Origin of the sequence: Parafrankia elaeagni, assembly GCF_000374165.1 — a bacterium.
In the GTDB taxonomy this organism is placed as follows: domain Bacteria; phylum Actinomycetota; class Actinomycetes; order Frankiales; family Frankiaceae; genus Parafrankia; species Parafrankia elaeagni.
The window spans coordinates 36099-52045 of sequence record NZ_KB893741.1; the positions used below are offsets into that span (position 1 = coordinate 36099).

A 15947-nucleotide genomic window follows, 5' to 3' on the forward strand; every position below is an offset into this window, starting at 1 on the left:
CGGTGTCCTCCCCGGCGGTGTCCTCCCCGGCGGAGTCCCCGGCGCCCGGCGGCTCCGTCCCGCCGGTGCGCGGGCGGGTCATGCTGGCCTGCGACCTGGACCAGACCCTGATCTTCTCCCGGACGTCGTTCCGCCTCGCCGAGGGAGCCGCGGAGCCGGCGGTCACCGTGGTCGAGCTGATCGACGGCGCCCCGTCCGCCTACCTGACCACCCGCGGCCTCGGCGTGCTGGCCCGGCTGCACGAGGCGGCGGTCTTCGTCCCCGTCACCACCCGCACCCTCGCCCAGTACCGGCGGATCGACCTGGGCGTGCGTCCGGCGTTCGCGGTCGCCGCCAACGGCGGGCACCTGCTGGTCGACGGCGAGCCCGACCCGGCGTGGGCGGAACAGGTCGCCGCCCGGCTGGCCGGCGCCTGCGCACCGCTGGCGCAGATGCAGGACCTCGCCGCCCGGCTCGCCGCCGAGGGCTGGGCCCGGCTGGTGCGCACCGCCGACGACCTGTTCGTCTACCTGGTCGCCCACAGCCGGGAGGCGATCCCCGACCTGTCCGCCGTCGCCGCCGAGGTGGCCGGGGTGGGCTGGTCGCTGTCCGCGCAGGGCCGCAAGGTGTACCTCGTCCCGGCGGCGCTCACCAAACAGGCGGCGGTGGCCGAGGTGGCCCGCCGTGCCGGGGCCGGCCGGGTGCTCGCCGCGGGTGACTCCGTCCTGGACGTGCCGATGCTCGCCGCCGCGGACCTCGCCGTCCGCCCGGCCCACGGGGAGCTGCACGACCAGGACTGGCACGCACCCCACCTGACGGTCACCACCGCCACCGGCCTGCTCGCCGCCGAGGAGCTCCTGGACCTCCTGCACACCTGGGCGACCACGACCGGCGCCTAGTCCTCGCGCGCTCCCGTCCCGTCCGGGCTGGTCCCGTCGGCGGACCAGCGGGTTCTGGGAGGACGTCGGTGCTTCGTGATACACCGGTGAAACCGTAGGTGACCATGCGCTTCGGTCACCGCGCCGCAGGACCGTCCGCCGTTCGGAACCTTCGCCGCCGCAGGAGGAACGCGTGACCGTGACCGGCATGAACACAGGTGGTGCCGCCGACGCCGGCGCCGAGGGTGCCGCCGACGCCGGCGCCGAGGGCGGCGAGCTGGAGGCTGAGCTGACGCGACTGCTGGGCGTCGAGCGCTTCGAGCCGCCGGCCGGTTTCGTCCCGCGCCAGCCGGCCGCGGCGGACGCGACCGCCACCGCCGACGCCGCGGCCGACCCACTGGCCTTCTGGGCCGCGCGGGCCCGCGAGCTGCTGGTCTGGGACAAGCCCTTCACCCGCGTCCTCGACGACACGAACCCGCCGTTCTACCGCTGGTTCGACGACGGGGAGCTCAACGTCTCCGCCAACTGCCTCGACCGCCATGTCGCGGCCGGGCTGGGGGAGCGGGTCGCCTACCACTGGCACGGCGAGGAGGGCGAGCGCCGCGCTGTCACCTACGCCGAGCTGCTCGCCGACACCCAGCGGCTGGCGAACGGCCTGCGCGCGCTCGGCGTGGTCCCCGGCGACGTGGTGGGGATCTTCCTGCCGATGATCCCCGAGGTCGCGGTCGCCATGCTGGCCTGCGCCCGGATCGGCGCGGTGCACAACGTGGTCTTCGGCGGGTTCGCCCCGTCGGCGGTGCGGGAGCGGATGGAGGTCTCCGACGCCAAGGTGCTCATCACCGTCGACGGAGCCCGCCGCAAGGGGCGCACGGCGGCGGTGAAGGCCGCTGTGGACGCCGAGCTCGGCGACCTGCCGAAGCTGGAGCACATCGTGGTCGTCCGCTCCACCGGCCCGGTGGGCGGGGCGGAGACGGCGATGACCGCGGGGCGCGACGTCTGGTACCACGACCTGCTCGCCGCGGCGGATCCGGTCTGCCCGCCGCTGCCGGTCGGCGCCGAGCACCCGCTGTTCATCCTGTACAGCTCGGGGTCGACGGCGAAGCCGAAGGGCATCCTGCACACCACCGGCGGCTACCTGCTCGGCGCGACCTACACCCACCGCGCGGTCTTCGACATCGACCCCGCGACCGACGTCTACTGGTGCTCCGCCGACGTCGGCTGGATCACCGGGCACTCCTACATCGTCTACGGGCCGCTCTCGAACGGCGTGACCAGCGTGATGTACGAGGGCGCTCCGGACTACCCGGACCACGACGTGTGGTGGCGGCTGATCGCCGAGTACCGGGTCACGATCTTCTACACCGCGCCGACCGCGATCCGGGCCTGCATCAAGTGGGGAGCCGAGTACCCGGGCCGGCACGACCTCTCGTCGTTGCGGCTGCTCGGCTCCGTCGGCGAGCCGATCAACCCGAAGGCCTGGCTGTGGTACCACCAGGTGATCGGCGGCGGGCGCTGCCCGATCGTCGACACCTGGTGGCAGACGGAGACCGGCTCGATCATGATCTCGCCGATCCCCGGGGTGACCGCGACCAAGCCCGGGTCGGCGACCAGGCCGCTGCCCGGGATCACCCCGGCCCTGGTGTCGGAGGCCGGCGAGCCGCTGACCGAGGGCACCGGCATCCTGGTGATCACCAGCCCGTGGCCGTCGATGCTGCGCACGCTGTACCGCGACGACGAGCGCTTCGTCGAGACCTACTTCTCCCGCTTCGGCCCGCGGACCTACGTGGTCGGTGACGCGGCCCGGCTCGACGCGGACGGCTACTTCTGGATCATCGGCCGGATCGACGACGTCATCAACGTGTCGGGGCACCGGTTGTCGACCGCGGAGGTCGAGTCGGCGATCGTCTCGCACGAGGCGGTCGCCGAGGCGGCCGTGGTGGCGCAGGCGGACGAGGACACCGGCCAGGCGATCGTGGCCTTCGTGACGCTTCGCGGGAAGCAGGCCGGCGACGACGCCATGGTCGAGCAGCTGCGCGAGCACGTGGCCCACCGGATCGGCAAGCTGGCCCGGCCCCGCCGGGTGATCTGGGCCGACGACCTGCCCAAGACCCGTTCCGGCAAGATCATGCGACGGTTGCTGCGGGACGTCGCGGAGGGCCGCGAGCTCGGTGACGTCACGACCCTGCGTGATCCCGGTGTGATGTCCGCACTGGCGGCGAAGGTGGCCTCGGCTCCGGACGAGTAGTCGTTCCGGCCGGATTACGGCGAAGTTGTTCCTCCTCCTTTACCGACGCGCCGAACCCGGGTGTCGCGAGTTCATGCGCCCTGTTTAGGCTTCCCGTCTCGTGAGAGCGCTGCGCAGATTCACTGTCCGTGCCCAGCTCCCGGAGCAGCTCGCGGCTCTGGGCGAACTGGTTCTGAACCTCCGCTGGTCGTGGCACCCGGAGACGCTCGACCTGTTCGAGTCCGTCGATCCGGAGCTGTGGCGGGCCTGCAAGGGAGATCCGGTCCGCCTGCTCGGCGAGGTCGACCACGATCGCCTCGTGGCGCTCTCGACGGACCGGAAGTTCCTGCGCCGTCTTTCCGACGCGGCCGACGACCTTCAGGAGTACCTGACCACCGACCGCTGGTACCAGAAGCAGGCGATCGCGGACGCTCCGCGCGCCATCGCCTACTTCTCGCCCGAGTTCGGCATCACCGAGGTGCTTCCGCAGTACTCGGGCGGTCTGGGCATCCTGGCCGGCGACCACCTGAAGACCGCGAGCGACCTGGGTGTCCCGATCGTCGGCGTCGGTCTGCTCTACCGGGCGGGCTACTTCGTCCAGTCACTGTCCCGGGACGGGTGGCAGCAGGAGCGCTACCCCGGGATCGACCCGCACGGCCTGCCGCTCACCCAGCTCACCGACGCCGACGGCTCCCCGGTGAAGGTCGCCGTCGGCCTCCCCGAGGGCCGCACCCTGCACGCGCAGATCTGGAAGGCCCAGGTCGGGCGGGTTCCGCTGCTGCTGCTCGACTCCGACGTCGAGGACAACCAGTCGTCCGAGCGCAGCGTCACCGACCGCCTCTACGGCGGCGGGACGGACCATCGCCTGCTCCAGGAGATGCTGCTCGGCATCGGCGGGGTGCGGGCGCTGCGGGCCTATGCGGCGGTCACCGGCAACCCGGCGCCGGAGGTGTACCACACCAACGAGGGGCACGCCGGCTTCCTCGGCCTGGAGCGCATCCGTGAGCTCACCGAGACCGGGCTGAGCTTCGACGAGGCGCTGGAGGCCGCCCGCGCCGGAACGCTCTTCACCACGCACACCCCGGTGCCCGCCGGCATCGACCGGTTCCCCAAGGACCTGGTGGCCCGGCACTTCGGCGGCGACAACAGCTGGCCGGGTGTCCCGGTCGAGCGGGTGCTCGAACTCGGCGACGAGCCCGACCCGAACGTCTTCAACATGGCCCACATGGGCCTGCGTCTCGCGCAGCGCTCCAACGGCGTGAGCGGCCTGCACGGCATCGTCAGCAGGGAGATGTTCGCCGCGCTGTGGCCCGGGTTCGACCACAGCGAGGTGCCGATCGGCTCGGTGACCAACGGCGTGCACGCGCCGACCTGGGTCGCCCGGTCCATAGTCGAGCTCGCGGACCGCCAGACCGGGCCGGGGCTGCTCAGCGGCGACGCCGGTTTCGCCCAGTTCGACCGGGTGCCCGAGGAGGCCATCTGGGCCACCCGCCGCGAGCTGCGGGAGCAGCTCGTCGCCGAGATCCGGCGCCGGGTGCGCGCCTCCTGGCTGCAGCGCGGGGCCGCCCCCGGCGAGCTCGACTGGGTGGAGTCGGTCTTCGACCCGGACGTGCTCACCATCGGTTTCGCCCGCCGGGTGCCGTCCTACAAGCGGCTGACGCTGATGCTGCGTGACTCCGAGCGGCTCAAGCGCCTGCTGCTGCACGCCGACCGTCCGGTGCAGATGGTCATCGCGGGCAAGGCACACCCGGCCGACGACGGCGGCAAGCTGCTCGTCCAGCAGATCGTGCAGTTCGCCGACAACCCGGCGGTGCGGCACCGGATCGTCTTCCTGCCCGACTACGACATCGGCATGGCCCGTTTCCTCTACGCAGGCTGTGACGTCTGGCTGAACAACCCGCTGCGCCCCCTGGAGGCCTGCGGCACGTCCGGGATGAAGGCCGCGCTCAACGGCTGCCTCAACCTGTCCATCCGGGACGGCTGGTGGGACGAGATGTTCGACGGCCAGAACGGCTGGGCGATCCCGACCGCCGACGGTGTGGAGGACCCCGACCGCCGTGACGACATCGAGTCCGCCGCGCTGTACGACCTGCTCGAGAACACGGTGACGGCGCACTTCTACGACCGGGCGCAGCCGTCGGCGCACCCGCCCCGGTGGACGGCGATGGTCCGGCACACCCTGTCGACGCTGGGCCCGCAGGTGCTGGCCACCCGGATGGTTCGCGAGTACGTCGAGCGCTACTACGTCCCGGCCGGGGTGTCGGCGCGTCGGGCGACCGAGGACGACCTCGCGGGAGCCCGTGACCTCGCCGCCTGGAAGCAGCGGGTGCGGGCCGCCTGGTCCGGTGTGCGGGTGCTCAACGTCGACTCGGCGGGGCTCGGGGACACCCCCCAGGTGGGCCAGTCGCTGGTCGTCCGGGCGACTGTCGACCTCGGCGGGCTCGACCTCGCCGACGTCGACGTGATCGCCTCCTACGGCCGGGTGGACGAGACCGACCGCATCCTCACGTCCGCCACGCTTTCGCTGAGCGAGGTGGGGGAGGGCGAGGGCGGCCACGGCCACCGCTTCGAGGGCACCATTCCCCTGGGGCGCACCGGCCCGTTCGGGTACACCGTGCGCGTCCTGCCGCGCCATCCACTGACGGCCAGCTCGGCCGAGCTCGGCCTGGTCACGAACCCCTGACCCGATCCGTCAGGATCCGTCAGGGAACCGCCCGCAGAACGACGACCCCGCGGCCCCGGACCGGCAGCGTCTCCCCGGCGGACAGCCTCCGCCGGGGAGCGGTGACCGTCTCCGGGAAGCCGGCAAGGTCGTCCTCGGCGGTGTCGAGCAGCAGGTCGTAGCCTGCGGCCCACGGCTGCCCGGGCAGAGTGACCGGCCGGTCGGCGCTGTCCGGATGGATGACGATCAGCAGGCTTTCGCCGCGGATCGGCTCGCCCGCCGGGTCCGTCCACTCGATCGCGGTGCCGGCGAGGTGGGCGACGAGGGTCGCCACCTGCGGCGCGTTCCAGTCCGCCGGCGACATCACCGTGCCGTTGGCGCGGAACCAGGTGATGTCGGGCAGCGCGTCCACGGTCGCCGCGCCGCCGCGGAGGAACCGCTCCCGCCGCAGCACCGGGAACGTCCGCCGCATCCGGTTCAGCCCGCTGATCAGCGGGATCAGCGCCGGATCCGGCCCGGCCGGATCCGCCGCCGGTGCGTCCGCCGCCGGTGCGTCCGCCGCCGGGATGGCGGGCCAGGCCAGCCACGAGACGGCGTTGTCCTGGCAGTAGGCGTTGTTGTTGCCGCCCTGCGAACGTCCCAGCTCGTCGCCGGCGACCAGCATCGGGACCCCGGCCGAGAGCAGGAGCGTGGCGACCAGCGCCCGGCGGGACCGCCGGCGCGCGGTGAGGATCTCCGGATCCTCGGTGGGGCCCTCGACACCGTGGTTCGACGACCGGTTCTCCGACTCCCCGTCCCGGTTGCCCTCCAGGTTCGCCTCGTTGTGCTTCTCCTGGTAGGAGACCAGGTCGGCCAGCGGGAATCCGTCGTGCGCCGTGACGAAGTTGACCGAGGCCCAGGGCCGGCGGCCACTGTGCTGGTAGAGGTCGGAGGAGCCGGTGATCCGGTATCCGAGGTCGGCGACGCTGCCGGTTCGGCCGCTGAAGATGTCCCGCAGCGTGTCGCGGAACCGGCCGTTCCACTCCGCCCACGGCGCCGGGAAGCCGCCGACCTGGTAGCCGCCCCAGCCCAGGTCCCACGGCTCGGCGATCAGCTTCACGGAGCTCAGGTGCGGGTCGGCGTGGATCGCGGTGAGCAGCGGCGCCGCCGGGTCGTACCCCTCCGGCGCGCGGGCCAGCGCGGTGGCGAGGTCGAAGCGGAACCCGTCCACCCCCATCTCGGACACCCAGTAGCGCAGCGAGTCGCAGATGAGCCGCACCGCGTGCGGGGACGTCGCGTCGACCGTGTTCCCGCAGCCGGTCACGTCCCGGTAGCGCCGCGGGTCGTTCGGCTCGACGCGGTAGTACGCCAGGTTGTCCAGGCCGCGCAGGCTCAGCGTCGGCCCGCGTTCGCTGCCCTCGGCCGTGTGGTTGTAGACGACGTCGAGCAGCACCTCCAGCCCGGCGTCGTGCAGCGCGCTGACCATCGCGCGGAACTCCGCGATCGGGTCGTCGGTGGCCGCGTAGCCCGGGTGGGGGGCGAAGAAGCTCAGGGTGTTGTAACCCCAGTAGTTGGTGAGCCCCTGCTCCAGCAGGGTCGTCTCCGAGATGTGCGCGTGGACCGGCAGCAGCTCGACGGCGGTGACTCCGAGGCGGCACAGGTGCTCGACGACCGCCGGGTGGGCCAGGCCCGCGTAGGTCCCCCGCAGCGGTTCGGGCACCGCGGGATGCAGCCGGGTGAGACCGCGGACGTGCGCCTCGTACACGACGGTGTCGGTCCACGGTGTCGCCGGCCGGTTCAGGGTCGGATCGGGCCCCGCGGGCGGTCCGGTGACGACTCCCCGGGGCACGTACGGCGCCGAGTCGCGGTCGTCGGGGCCCAGCCCGTAGGGGTCGCCGTAGGTGTATCCGTGCACGGCCGGATGGGGCACGAACCCGCCGGTGACCTGACGGGCGTAGGGGTCCAGCAGGAGCTTGGCCGGGTTGTACCGGTAGCCCCGCTCCGGGGCGTACAGGCCATGGGCCCGTAGCCCGTACACCTGGCCCGGTCGGACCCCGGGCAGGTAGCCGTGCCAGACGTCACCGTCCCGTTCGGGGAGCCGGAAGCGCGTCTCCCCTGGCGCCGCACCCCCGCCGCCCGCGTCGTCGAAGAGGCAGAAGTCCACGGCCTGGGCGTGCGGGGCCGCGACGGCGATGTTGACCCCGGCGCCGTCCCAGTGGACGCCGAGTGGCTGGGCCGAACCGGGGCGGATCATGGCTTCGACGCTAGCCCTCAGCCGCGCGGCGGTCCCGGAAACGACTCTTGCGCCCCGTCAGGTGATCTGCATCACTTCCGGTCGGCCGGGTGGTCGGCGCCGGAGGCCCCGGGCCCCGGGATCGGACTCCTGAACGTGCACGTGCGCTCGTCTAGGGTTGGCGAGGGCCCGCCAGGGACTGCCTGGTGGGTGAGGGTGTCCCACCCGTTCGCGGTGATGCGGAGGTCTGTGATGGCGGTCGTGCGGCTTGAGGTCTCGGACGGAGTCGGGACGGTCAGGCTTGATCGCCCGCCCATGAACGCCCTCAACGCAGAACTCACCGTCGAACTGCGGGCCGCGGTGCTGGAGGCCACCAGCCGGACCGACATCCGCGCCCTCGTCATCTACGGCGGGGAGAAGGTCTTCGCCGCCGGCGCCGACATCAAGGAGATGGCCGGCCTGGACACCGCCGGCATCGCCGCCTGGGTCCGCGACCTGACCTCGACCTTCGAGCTCATCGCCCGGATCCCCAAGCCGGTGGTCGCGGCCGTCACCGGCTTCGCTCTCGGCGGCGGCCTGGAGCTCGCGCTGTGCGCGGATTTCCGGGTGCTCGCCGAGAACGCCAGGGTCGGCCTGCCCGAGATCACCCTCGGTGTCATCCCCGGCGCCGGCGGCACCCAGCGCCTGCCCCGTCTCGTCGGCCCGAGCCGGGCGAAGGAGCTCGTCTTCTCCGGCCGCCAGGTGCGCGCGCCCGAGGCGGAGGCGATCGGCCTCGCCGACAGGGTGGTGCCCGCGGGGGAGGTGTACGCGGCGGCGCTCAGCCTGGCCGGGACGTTCGTCAACGGTCCGGCGGTGGCACTCGCCGCGGCGAAGCAGGCGATCGACGACGGCTCAGAGCTCGCCATCTCCGAAGCGCTCCGGCTGGAGAGCGCCCTGTTCACCGGCCTGTTCGGCACCGAGGACCGGCGCCGCGGCATGGAGTCGTTCCTGGAGCGCGGACCGGGCAAGGCCGAGTTCGTCGGGCGTTAGCCGTCCCCGGCCTCGGCCCTGTCCTCGGCCCTGTCCTCGGCCCGGCCCGGCGCGGCCGGGGCCGGGGCCGGGGCTCCTCGGCCACAGCTCCCCTTGGTCAGCGCAGGGCGAGATCGACGGTCACGGGCCTGTGGTCACTGCCGAACTCGGTGCCCACCCGGTAGCTGGTGATCGCGAACGCCGGTGAGGCCAGCACGTGGTCGATCCGCAGTACCGGTGGGAACATGACCATGTCGGCGTTCCAGGTCGGCGTCCACCCGGCGCCGACGACGTCATGGGCGTCCCGGACGCCCGCCGAGATCAGCCGGCGCATCGGCCGGTGGTCCCGGGTGGCGTTGAAGTCCCCGGCGAGCACCACCGGCAGCCGAGCCGCCCGGACCTCCTCCTGCAGCTGGTCGAGCTGGTCGCGCCACCGGCGGGCGTAGTCACCGGAGGTGGGCGAGATCGTGTGCACCGCGTAGACGACGAACGACCTGCGCTCGTCCACCCGCACCGTCGCCCGCAGCGACATGGACCCGGCGACCTCGGGCGCCGCGGCGTCCGAGAGGGGGAAGCGGGAGAACACCGCCGCACCGAACGCGCCCTCCTCCGGCCGGGCCTCGGAGTAGCGGTACCCCTCCAGCGCACCCGACTCCCGGACCTTCGCCAGCGTCAGCGGCGAGACCTCGACCAGGACGATCACATCCGGGCTGGCCTGGCGGATCTGCTGGCCCAGCTGTCCCGCCTCCGCGTTGCGGTACAGCAGGTTCGCGGTCATCACCCGGAGCCGGGCGGAGCCCTGCCCGGCCTCGTCCGGGTCGCCGGGGATCACCTCGGGTGCCGTCCAGACCAGGTGCGCCGCCGCGACCAGGACGCACAGGATCATGAGCCGGCCGCGTCGCAGCGCGAACCCGATCGCCAGCGCCGCGTACACCGGCAGGTAGAGCAGCGGAGTGAGGGCGTTCGCCGCCGATGCCGGCCAGGCGACCGCATCGTCCAGGTGGACCAGCCGCCCGGCGGCGATGAGCGCGAGACCGGCTGTCGTGATCCAGGCGGCAAGCACGAGCAGGGTCCGGCCCGGGTGGGTCGGCCACGCGCCGTCCGTCTCTCGCCCGAACGGACCGGACGACCCGACGGGCGGCAGCGCCGGAACGGGCCCGGCCCCTCCAACGGCCCCTGGGTCGCCTGGCCCGTCACCTCCGCCGCGCGGGCCTCTCCCACCCGACCGGTCATCCCCGCCGTGTGGGCCCCCGCCGCCACCGCCGGCCGAGTCACCTCCGACCGAGTCACCTCCGACCGAGTCACCTCCGCCGCGCGGGCCGTCCGTGCCTGTCGGGTCCCCGCCGCGGCTGGTCGGGTCGCTGCTGCCGGGCACGCCATTGCCAGATCTCGGTGCGCGGCGGGCGAACCGCCGGCCGGCGTCCTTTGCGAGGCTCACCGGACAAGCGTGCACGGTGGTCAGGGTCAGACGGCCGAGGGGTCCTTCTGGTCCCGTGAGCGGGCCACGACGCCGGTGGCCCGTGTGCGCCACTCCCGCGCGGCGACAACCGTCGAGAAGCCGGCCATGGCCCCGTCCAGTTCGGCCAGCTTGTTCGTGATCCGGGTGGACGACACCGAACCGGCGAGCTCGACCGCCCGGTACCCGGCCTCGAGCGCCGCGTCCAGATCGGGCCGCGACCGCCGCAGGTAGGAGAGCGCGAGGTCCGCCTCCGCATAGGCCCGGGTGCGGGCCCGGGCCGGGCCCTGCAGGTCGCGGGCCTCCAGCAGCCGCTGCTCGGCGATGACCGCCCGGCCCAGCAGCATGAAGCAGTGGCCCTGGCACTCGGCCACGTCACCGGGGTTGTAGTGCCCGGCCCAGGACGGCGCGTCACCCGGCTCGCGGGCAATCACCCGCTCCAGCTCCGCCAGCGCGCGCAGGCATCCCGACTCGTCACCGTTGCGGGCCAGTGCCCAGGCCAGCCTGTCCTGCAGCATCGCCTGAACGGGGGGTGCGGACTGCCGGGCCGCGCGGTCGATGGCCGCCCGGGCGAGCGCGAGGCTGTGCCGGGGGTGCCCCAGCGCCGCTGCCTGGTCGCTCATGGCCGACAGGACCCGGCCGGCCATCATCACGTCGTCGGCGTGCTCGGCGAGCGTCAGGGCCTGGATGTAGTAGCGCTGGGCCAGCGCCTGCCGGCTGGTGTCCTGCGCGAGCCAGCCGCTGAACTGGGCCAGCTCGGCGAGCGCGCTGAAGGTGTCGGTGTCCGCCGGACCGTCGACCGCGGCCCGCGTCCGGTCGTGCAGGAAGGCGACGACCTGAGGCCGGATCTCGCCGCTGCCGAACCGGGCGTCCAGCCGGCGGAAGGTCGCTGTCATATCCCGGATCATCGTGCCGCCGGCCGGAGACGCCGGGACGTCCGAGGCAATGCGGCGGATCACGCCGGTGAGACTGGAGAGCACGGGGTCGGCGAACGCGGCCGCGGCGAAGGCCGCACCGTCATGAAGCACGTCACGTCGCCGCATGTCCCGTCCCGACAGTCCGGCCAGGGTCCTCAGGGTGTCGTCCGGGACGTCGGCGACGGCAAGGCCGAGATCATCACGTTCGTAGGACTCGCCCCGCCAGCCGAGGTCGGCCGGCGGCACCGGGTAGCCGACCAGGGCGGAGAGTTCGGCGGCGGCGAGTTCCGCGACCATCGGGTCGCGAGGCTTCATCCCGCGCCGCCAGTGGCCGACCGTGGTTCTCGCGAGGCCGAGCTCGATGCGACGCTGCACCTTGGCGCGGTTGTTGACCTGGCGGGCGAAGCGGGTGTCGGAGACGCCTGCCTCGGCGAGGAGGCGGGCGAAGAGCCCGGGGGTGACGCCGCGGGCCTGGGCTCTCGCCGGTGGCGCGGACGGCGTCGGGGCCGGCGACGTTGGAGCTCCTGTCGACCGCGCCACCGCGATCGACGGGAGCGGCAGGAGCTGTGCGGGTGCCGATCGGGATCCCGGTGGGCCCGTGGCGCGGACACTGCCCGAGAACTCGTCTGTGACCATGCGTCCCCCGTTGACCATGCGTCCCCCGTCCGGTCCGTGTGGCCGGCAGCGGCCCTACCAGGTGCGCAACTGCCCCGCGAGGCAGAAAGTAGCCGATTGGTCACGCATTTAGAAGAGGGGTGTGCAGTAGTAGGCCACAATGCACGGCCATGGTGGGACCCGGGACCCTTGTGTGTTCCGTGCCCAGGCGCCCGACAGGCGAACCCAGGTCACGAGTGGTGTCAGGCGGTAGGGGTCGTGTCACGGGCCTCGTGGAAGACCCGGGACGGGCGGCGTGCTGCCCGCTCGGGCGGTACGGACGGTACGGACGGTTGAGCGTCCGTTCGGCAGATGTCCGCGGATGTCGTCCTGAGGTTGGCCTCGCCACCGGTGAGCAGCCCGACTGCGGCTTGCGTCACGGTCGCGATCATCGGGCACGTCGGCGCGTCAGATGCGACGATGCGGGGAGGACCGACATCGATATTGCTGGCTACGGAGGCCCCAAGGCGTGAACATCGTGGTTACCGTCAAGCAGGTTCCCGATACCTGGGCGGAGAAGAAGCTCGACGCCTCGGACAAGACGGTCGACCGCAAGAGCGTCGACAACGTCATGAACGAGATGGACGAGTACGGGGTTGAAGAGGCCCTCAAGATCAAGGAAGCCCACGGCGGCGAGGTGACGGTCGTCACGATGGGTCCGGACAAGGCCGTCGAGACGATCCGCAAGGCGCTCTCGATGGGCGCGGACAAGGCCGTCCACCTCAGCGACGAGTCGCTGCACGGTTCCGACGCGCTCTCCACGTCCGCCGCCCTCGCGAAGGTGATCTCCACCCTCTCGCCCGACATCGTCATCACCTCCTCGGAGGCCTCCGACGCCCGGGGCGGCGTCATGGGCGCGCTCCTCGCGGAGCGGCTCGGTCTCCCGCAGCTCACCCAGGCCCGCAAGGTCACGGTCGACCCGGGCGCCGGCAAGGTCTCGGTCGAGCGTCTCGCGGATAACGGGTACGCCCTTGTCGAGGCGTCCCTGCCCGCGGTCGTCGGCGTGGTCGAGAAGATCAACCAGCCGCGCTACCCCTCGTTCAAGGGCATCATGGCGGCGAAGAAGAAGCCGCTGACGAAGCTCTCGGCCGCGGATGCCGGCCTGGACGCCGGGTCGGTCGGCCTGCCCGCCGCGGCCTCCACCGTCCTCGAGGCCCAGCCGGCCCCGCCGCGGCAGAGCGGCACCATCGTCAAGGACGAGGGTGACGGCGGCGCCAAGGTCGCTTCGTACCTCGCCGCCCAGAAGCTCATCTAGGAAGGTTGTTCGATGGCTGAAGTACTTGTTCTCGTCGAGCACACCGACGGTGAGCCGAAGAAGGTCACGGCCGAGCTGCTGACCCTGGCCCGCACTCTGGGCGAGCCCTCGGCGGTCTTCCTGGGCGGCCCGGGCACCTACGCCAAGGCGAAGGACTACCTCGCCCAGTACGGCGCGGCCAAGGTCTACCTGGTCGAGTCCGAGGACATCGCCGACCACGTGGCCGCTCCCGCCGCCGAGGTCCTCTCCAAGCTGGTGGCCGACACCTCGCCGGTCGCCGTGCTCGCCGCGGCGACGCCGGACTCCCGCGAGATCGCGGCGCGCACCGCGGCCCGGACGGACTCGGGTCTGATCTGGGACGCCACCGCGCTCACCGCGGACCTCACGGCCACCCAGGGCATCTTCGGCGGTTCGACGATCGTCAGCTCGAAGGTGACCAAGGGCACCCCGGTCGTCGTCGTCCGCCCGAACTCCACCGCGCCCGAGGCCGCTCCGTCGACGCCGACGGAGACCCCGGTCGACATCACGATCTCCGACGCCGCGAAGGGCGCGAAGATCGTGGACAGGGTGGTGGAGGCCAAGTCCGGGCGCCCGGACCTCACCGAGGCCCAGGTCGTCGTCTCCGGTGGGCGGGGTCTCGGCGCAGCGGAGCACTTCGCCCTGGTCGAGAAGCTCGCCGACACGCTCGGCGCCGCTGTCGGCGCGTCGCGTGCGGCGACCGACGCCGGCTGGTACCCGCACCAGAACCAGGTCGGCCAGACCGGCAAGACCGTGTCGCCGCAGCTCTACATCGCTGTCGGCATCTCCGGTGCGATCCAGCACCGGGCCGGGATGCAGACCTCGAAGACCATCGTGGCCGTCAACAAGGACCCCGAGGCCCCGATCTTCGAGTTCGCGGACTACGGCATCGTCGGCGACCTGTTCAACGTCGTCCCGCAGCTCACCGACCAGATCCAGAAGCACAAGGCGGGCTGATCCGCCGTCGGTCCCGGCGCCGGTCGCCGGAACCGGCCGCGGCCACCTCGCACGGCATGACGGCCGGGTGTGGGTCTCGGAACCAGGAGACCCACACCCGGCCGTCGGCGTTCCAGGCCCCCGCCTCCTTCGGCTACTCTGCGTAGTTAAACTGCGGCGGAAGGTGTCTACGTGTCACTGCGTCACGGGTTGCTGGGCCTGCTGGCCGAAGGTCCGGCCAGTGGCTACGACCTGACCCGCCGGTTCGAGCAGGTACTCGGGGCGGTGTGGCCCGCCGGTCACCCACAGATCTACGGCGAACTGAGCCGCCTCGCCAGCGACGGCCTGATCGAGATCGACAGCGAGGGTCCGCGCGGCCGAAAGGCCTACCGCATCACCGAGTCGGGCCTGACGGAGATCAGGCGCTGGTTGCGGGACTCGTCCGAGGTGGACCACACCACCCGGCTCCAGTCCCTCCTCCGCTCCTTCTTCTTCTGGCTGATGGAGCCAGCGGACCTCAACGACCATCTGATGCGCGAAGCCGACTTCTTCGCCGCCGCTGCCGGCCGGTACCGGGCATACGCGGATGCCGCGGACCGGGCCGAGGGCACCGACACCCCACAGCAGAGATCGCAGCGCATCGCGATCGAAGGCGGCGCGCGGCTCTACGAGGCACTTGCGGCCTGGGCCCGCTGGGCCGCGGACCGGACGGAGCTGACGGGCGACCGACGCCGGCCGCTGTGATCCGCGTCGACTCCGCGGCGCTCCACCCGCCTCGGACGCTCTTCGCGGCCGGGCCCTTCGCGGCCGAGTACTTCCACGGCTGCGAACTTCCTCGTTGCTGTCCGCTTTGTTCAGCCCGGGCCGCTCTGCCGCCGTACGGGGGTCTCGGGACGACCGCACGGTCGCCGACGGAAACGCCCCGACCCGAGCGGGGCCCGCGAGCCGGGGATGGATTGTCCTCGTCCGGCTCCCCGACGGACCGGGCGAGAGCGTCGCACAACGGGCCTGCGCCAGGCCACGAATGCATGTCAGGTGGGGGCGCGTCCACCCCCCGGATCGGTCGTGTATAGTTCCGTCTCACCGCAGCAACCGGGGCTTAACGGCCTCGACGTCCGCGGGCCCAGGATCCTCCGAGGGGGCACAGACCCCCCGAGGCAAGTGGCTCCCAGACAGTGCGGTAAGGTTAGGAAAGTGGCAGTCACCGGCAAACGCCGGAGTGATTTGACACAAACCCGAAAAGCTCGGTAACTTGACCGAGTCGCCACAGCCGGGGCCGAAAGGCCGAAACGGATGAGGCACCCCGGCACAGGAATGAATCGCAGAAAACAGCGATTTGACACCAGCCGAAAAGCTCGGTAACTTAACCGAGTCGCCACAGCCGGGGCCGAAAGGCCGAAACGGATGAGGCAAAAGCCGAAGGAAGAATCGCAGAAACAGCGGTTTGACACCGGCGGGAAACACCAGGTAACTTAAAGAAGCTCCGGGGAACGCCGAAGGGCGGGAACCGGAAGCATCTGCTCCTTGAGAACTCAACAGCGTACCGAATAGTCAGTGCCATATTTTTTAACCCCCGTCCATGGCCAGGGCTTGTTTGTTCTGGTGATGGTAGGGAAATTCCTTTGGCAATGATAGACGATCTTACGAGGATCTGTCTTGCCAGGATTGGTTGGGCTTGGCGGCCCGGCCATCTCTTTCAAGCATTGATGGAGAGTTTGATCCTGGCTCAGGACGAACGCTGGCGGCGT

The 15947-nt window shown here is 71.9% G+C and carries 11 protein-coding genes; 7 read left to right on the forward strand and 4 right to left on the reverse strand.

The window, feature by feature from the left end; genetic code table 11:
• Positions 1-80: 80 nt before the first annotated feature.
• The 3 genes from B207_RS0121755 (at position 81) to glgP (ending at position 5764) form a co-directional block, all read left to right on the forward strand.
• Positions 81-878: an HAD family hydrolase gene (locus tag B207_RS0121755; RefSeq protein ID WP_035741675.1), complete on the forward strand. Its 798-nt coding sequence runs from the start codon at positions 81-83 to the stop codon at positions 876-878.
• 187 nt (positions 879-1065) lie between these two features.
• Positions 1066-3102, forward strand: a complete 2037-nt coding sequence (gene acs, locus B207_RS0121760) for an acetate--CoA ligase (protein ID WP_154675531.1) — start codon at positions 1066-1068, stop codon at positions 3100-3102.
• 100 nt (positions 3103-3202) lie between these two features.
• On the forward strand, positions 3203-5764 hold the full coding sequence (glgP, locus tag B207_RS0121765; protein ID WP_018638712.1) for an alpha-glucan family phosphorylase: 2562 nt from the start codon (positions 3203-3205) through the stop codon (positions 5762-5764).
• A 19-nt stretch (positions 5765-5783) separates the two neighbouring features.
• Here glgP and glgX read toward each other — a convergent pair whose 3' ends face one another.
• On the reverse strand, positions 5784-7976 hold the full coding sequence (gene glgX / locus B207_RS34850) for a glycogen debranching protein GlgX (RefSeq protein WP_018638713.1): 2193 nt from the start codon (positions 7974-7976) through the stop codon (positions 5784-5786).
• A gap of 231 nt (positions 7977-8207) precedes the next feature.
• On the opposite strand from glgX, the gene B207_RS0121775 reads away from it, so the two are divergent.
• Positions 8208-8984 (forward strand): enoyl-CoA hydratase/isomerase family protein, encoded by a 777-nt coding sequence (locus B207_RS0121775; RefSeq protein ID WP_018638714.1) that lies wholly within the window; start codon positions 8208-8210, stop codon positions 8982-8984.
• A 97-nt stretch (positions 8985-9081) separates the two neighbouring features.
• Here B207_RS0121775 and B207_RS0121780 read toward each other — a convergent pair whose 3' ends face one another.
• Positions 9082-10026 carry an endonuclease/exonuclease/phosphatase family protein gene (locus tag B207_RS0121780; protein ID WP_026311306.1) on the reverse strand — a complete coding sequence of 315 codons (945 nt, stop codon included), beginning with the start codon at positions 10024-10026 and terminating at the stop codon, positions 9082-9084.
• 401 nt (positions 10027-10427) lie between these two features.
• Positions 10428-11972, reverse strand: coding sequence for a tetratricopeptide repeat protein (locus tag B207_RS0121785; protein WP_084692257.1), 1545 nt, complete (start codon positions 11970-11972; stop codon positions 10428-10430).
• Between the two features lie 487 nt (positions 11973-12459).
• On the opposite strand from B207_RS0121785, the gene B207_RS0121790 reads away from it, so the two are divergent.
• The 3 genes from B207_RS0121790 to B207_RS0121800 all read left to right on the forward strand — a co-directional run bounded on the left by B207_RS0121790 (position 12460) and on the right by B207_RS0121800 (position 14943).
• Positions 12460-13245, forward strand: a complete 786-nt coding sequence (locus tag B207_RS0121790) for an electron transfer flavoprotein subunit beta/FixA family protein (protein WP_018638717.1) — start codon at positions 12460-12462, stop codon at positions 13243-13245.
• A 12-nt stretch (positions 13246-13257) separates the two neighbouring features.
• A complete protein-coding gene (locus tag B207_RS0121795) occupies positions 13258-14220 on the forward strand; it encodes an electron transfer flavoprotein subunit alpha/FixB family protein (protein ID WP_018638718.1) in 963 nt (320 codons plus the stop codon).
• Positions 14221-14391: 171 nt separating this feature from the next.
• Positions 14392-14943 (forward strand): PadR family transcriptional regulator, encoded by a 552-nt coding sequence (locus tag B207_RS0121800; protein ID WP_026311307.1) that lies wholly within the window; start codon positions 14392-14394, stop codon positions 14941-14943.
• 788 nt (positions 14944-15731) lie between these two features.
• On the opposite strand, the gene B207_RS41750 is transcribed toward B207_RS0121800, so the two are convergent.
• Positions 15732-15947: hypothetical protein (locus B207_RS41750; RefSeq protein ID WP_230205159.1), on the reverse strand; the 216-nt coding region annotated here is incomplete at its 5' end.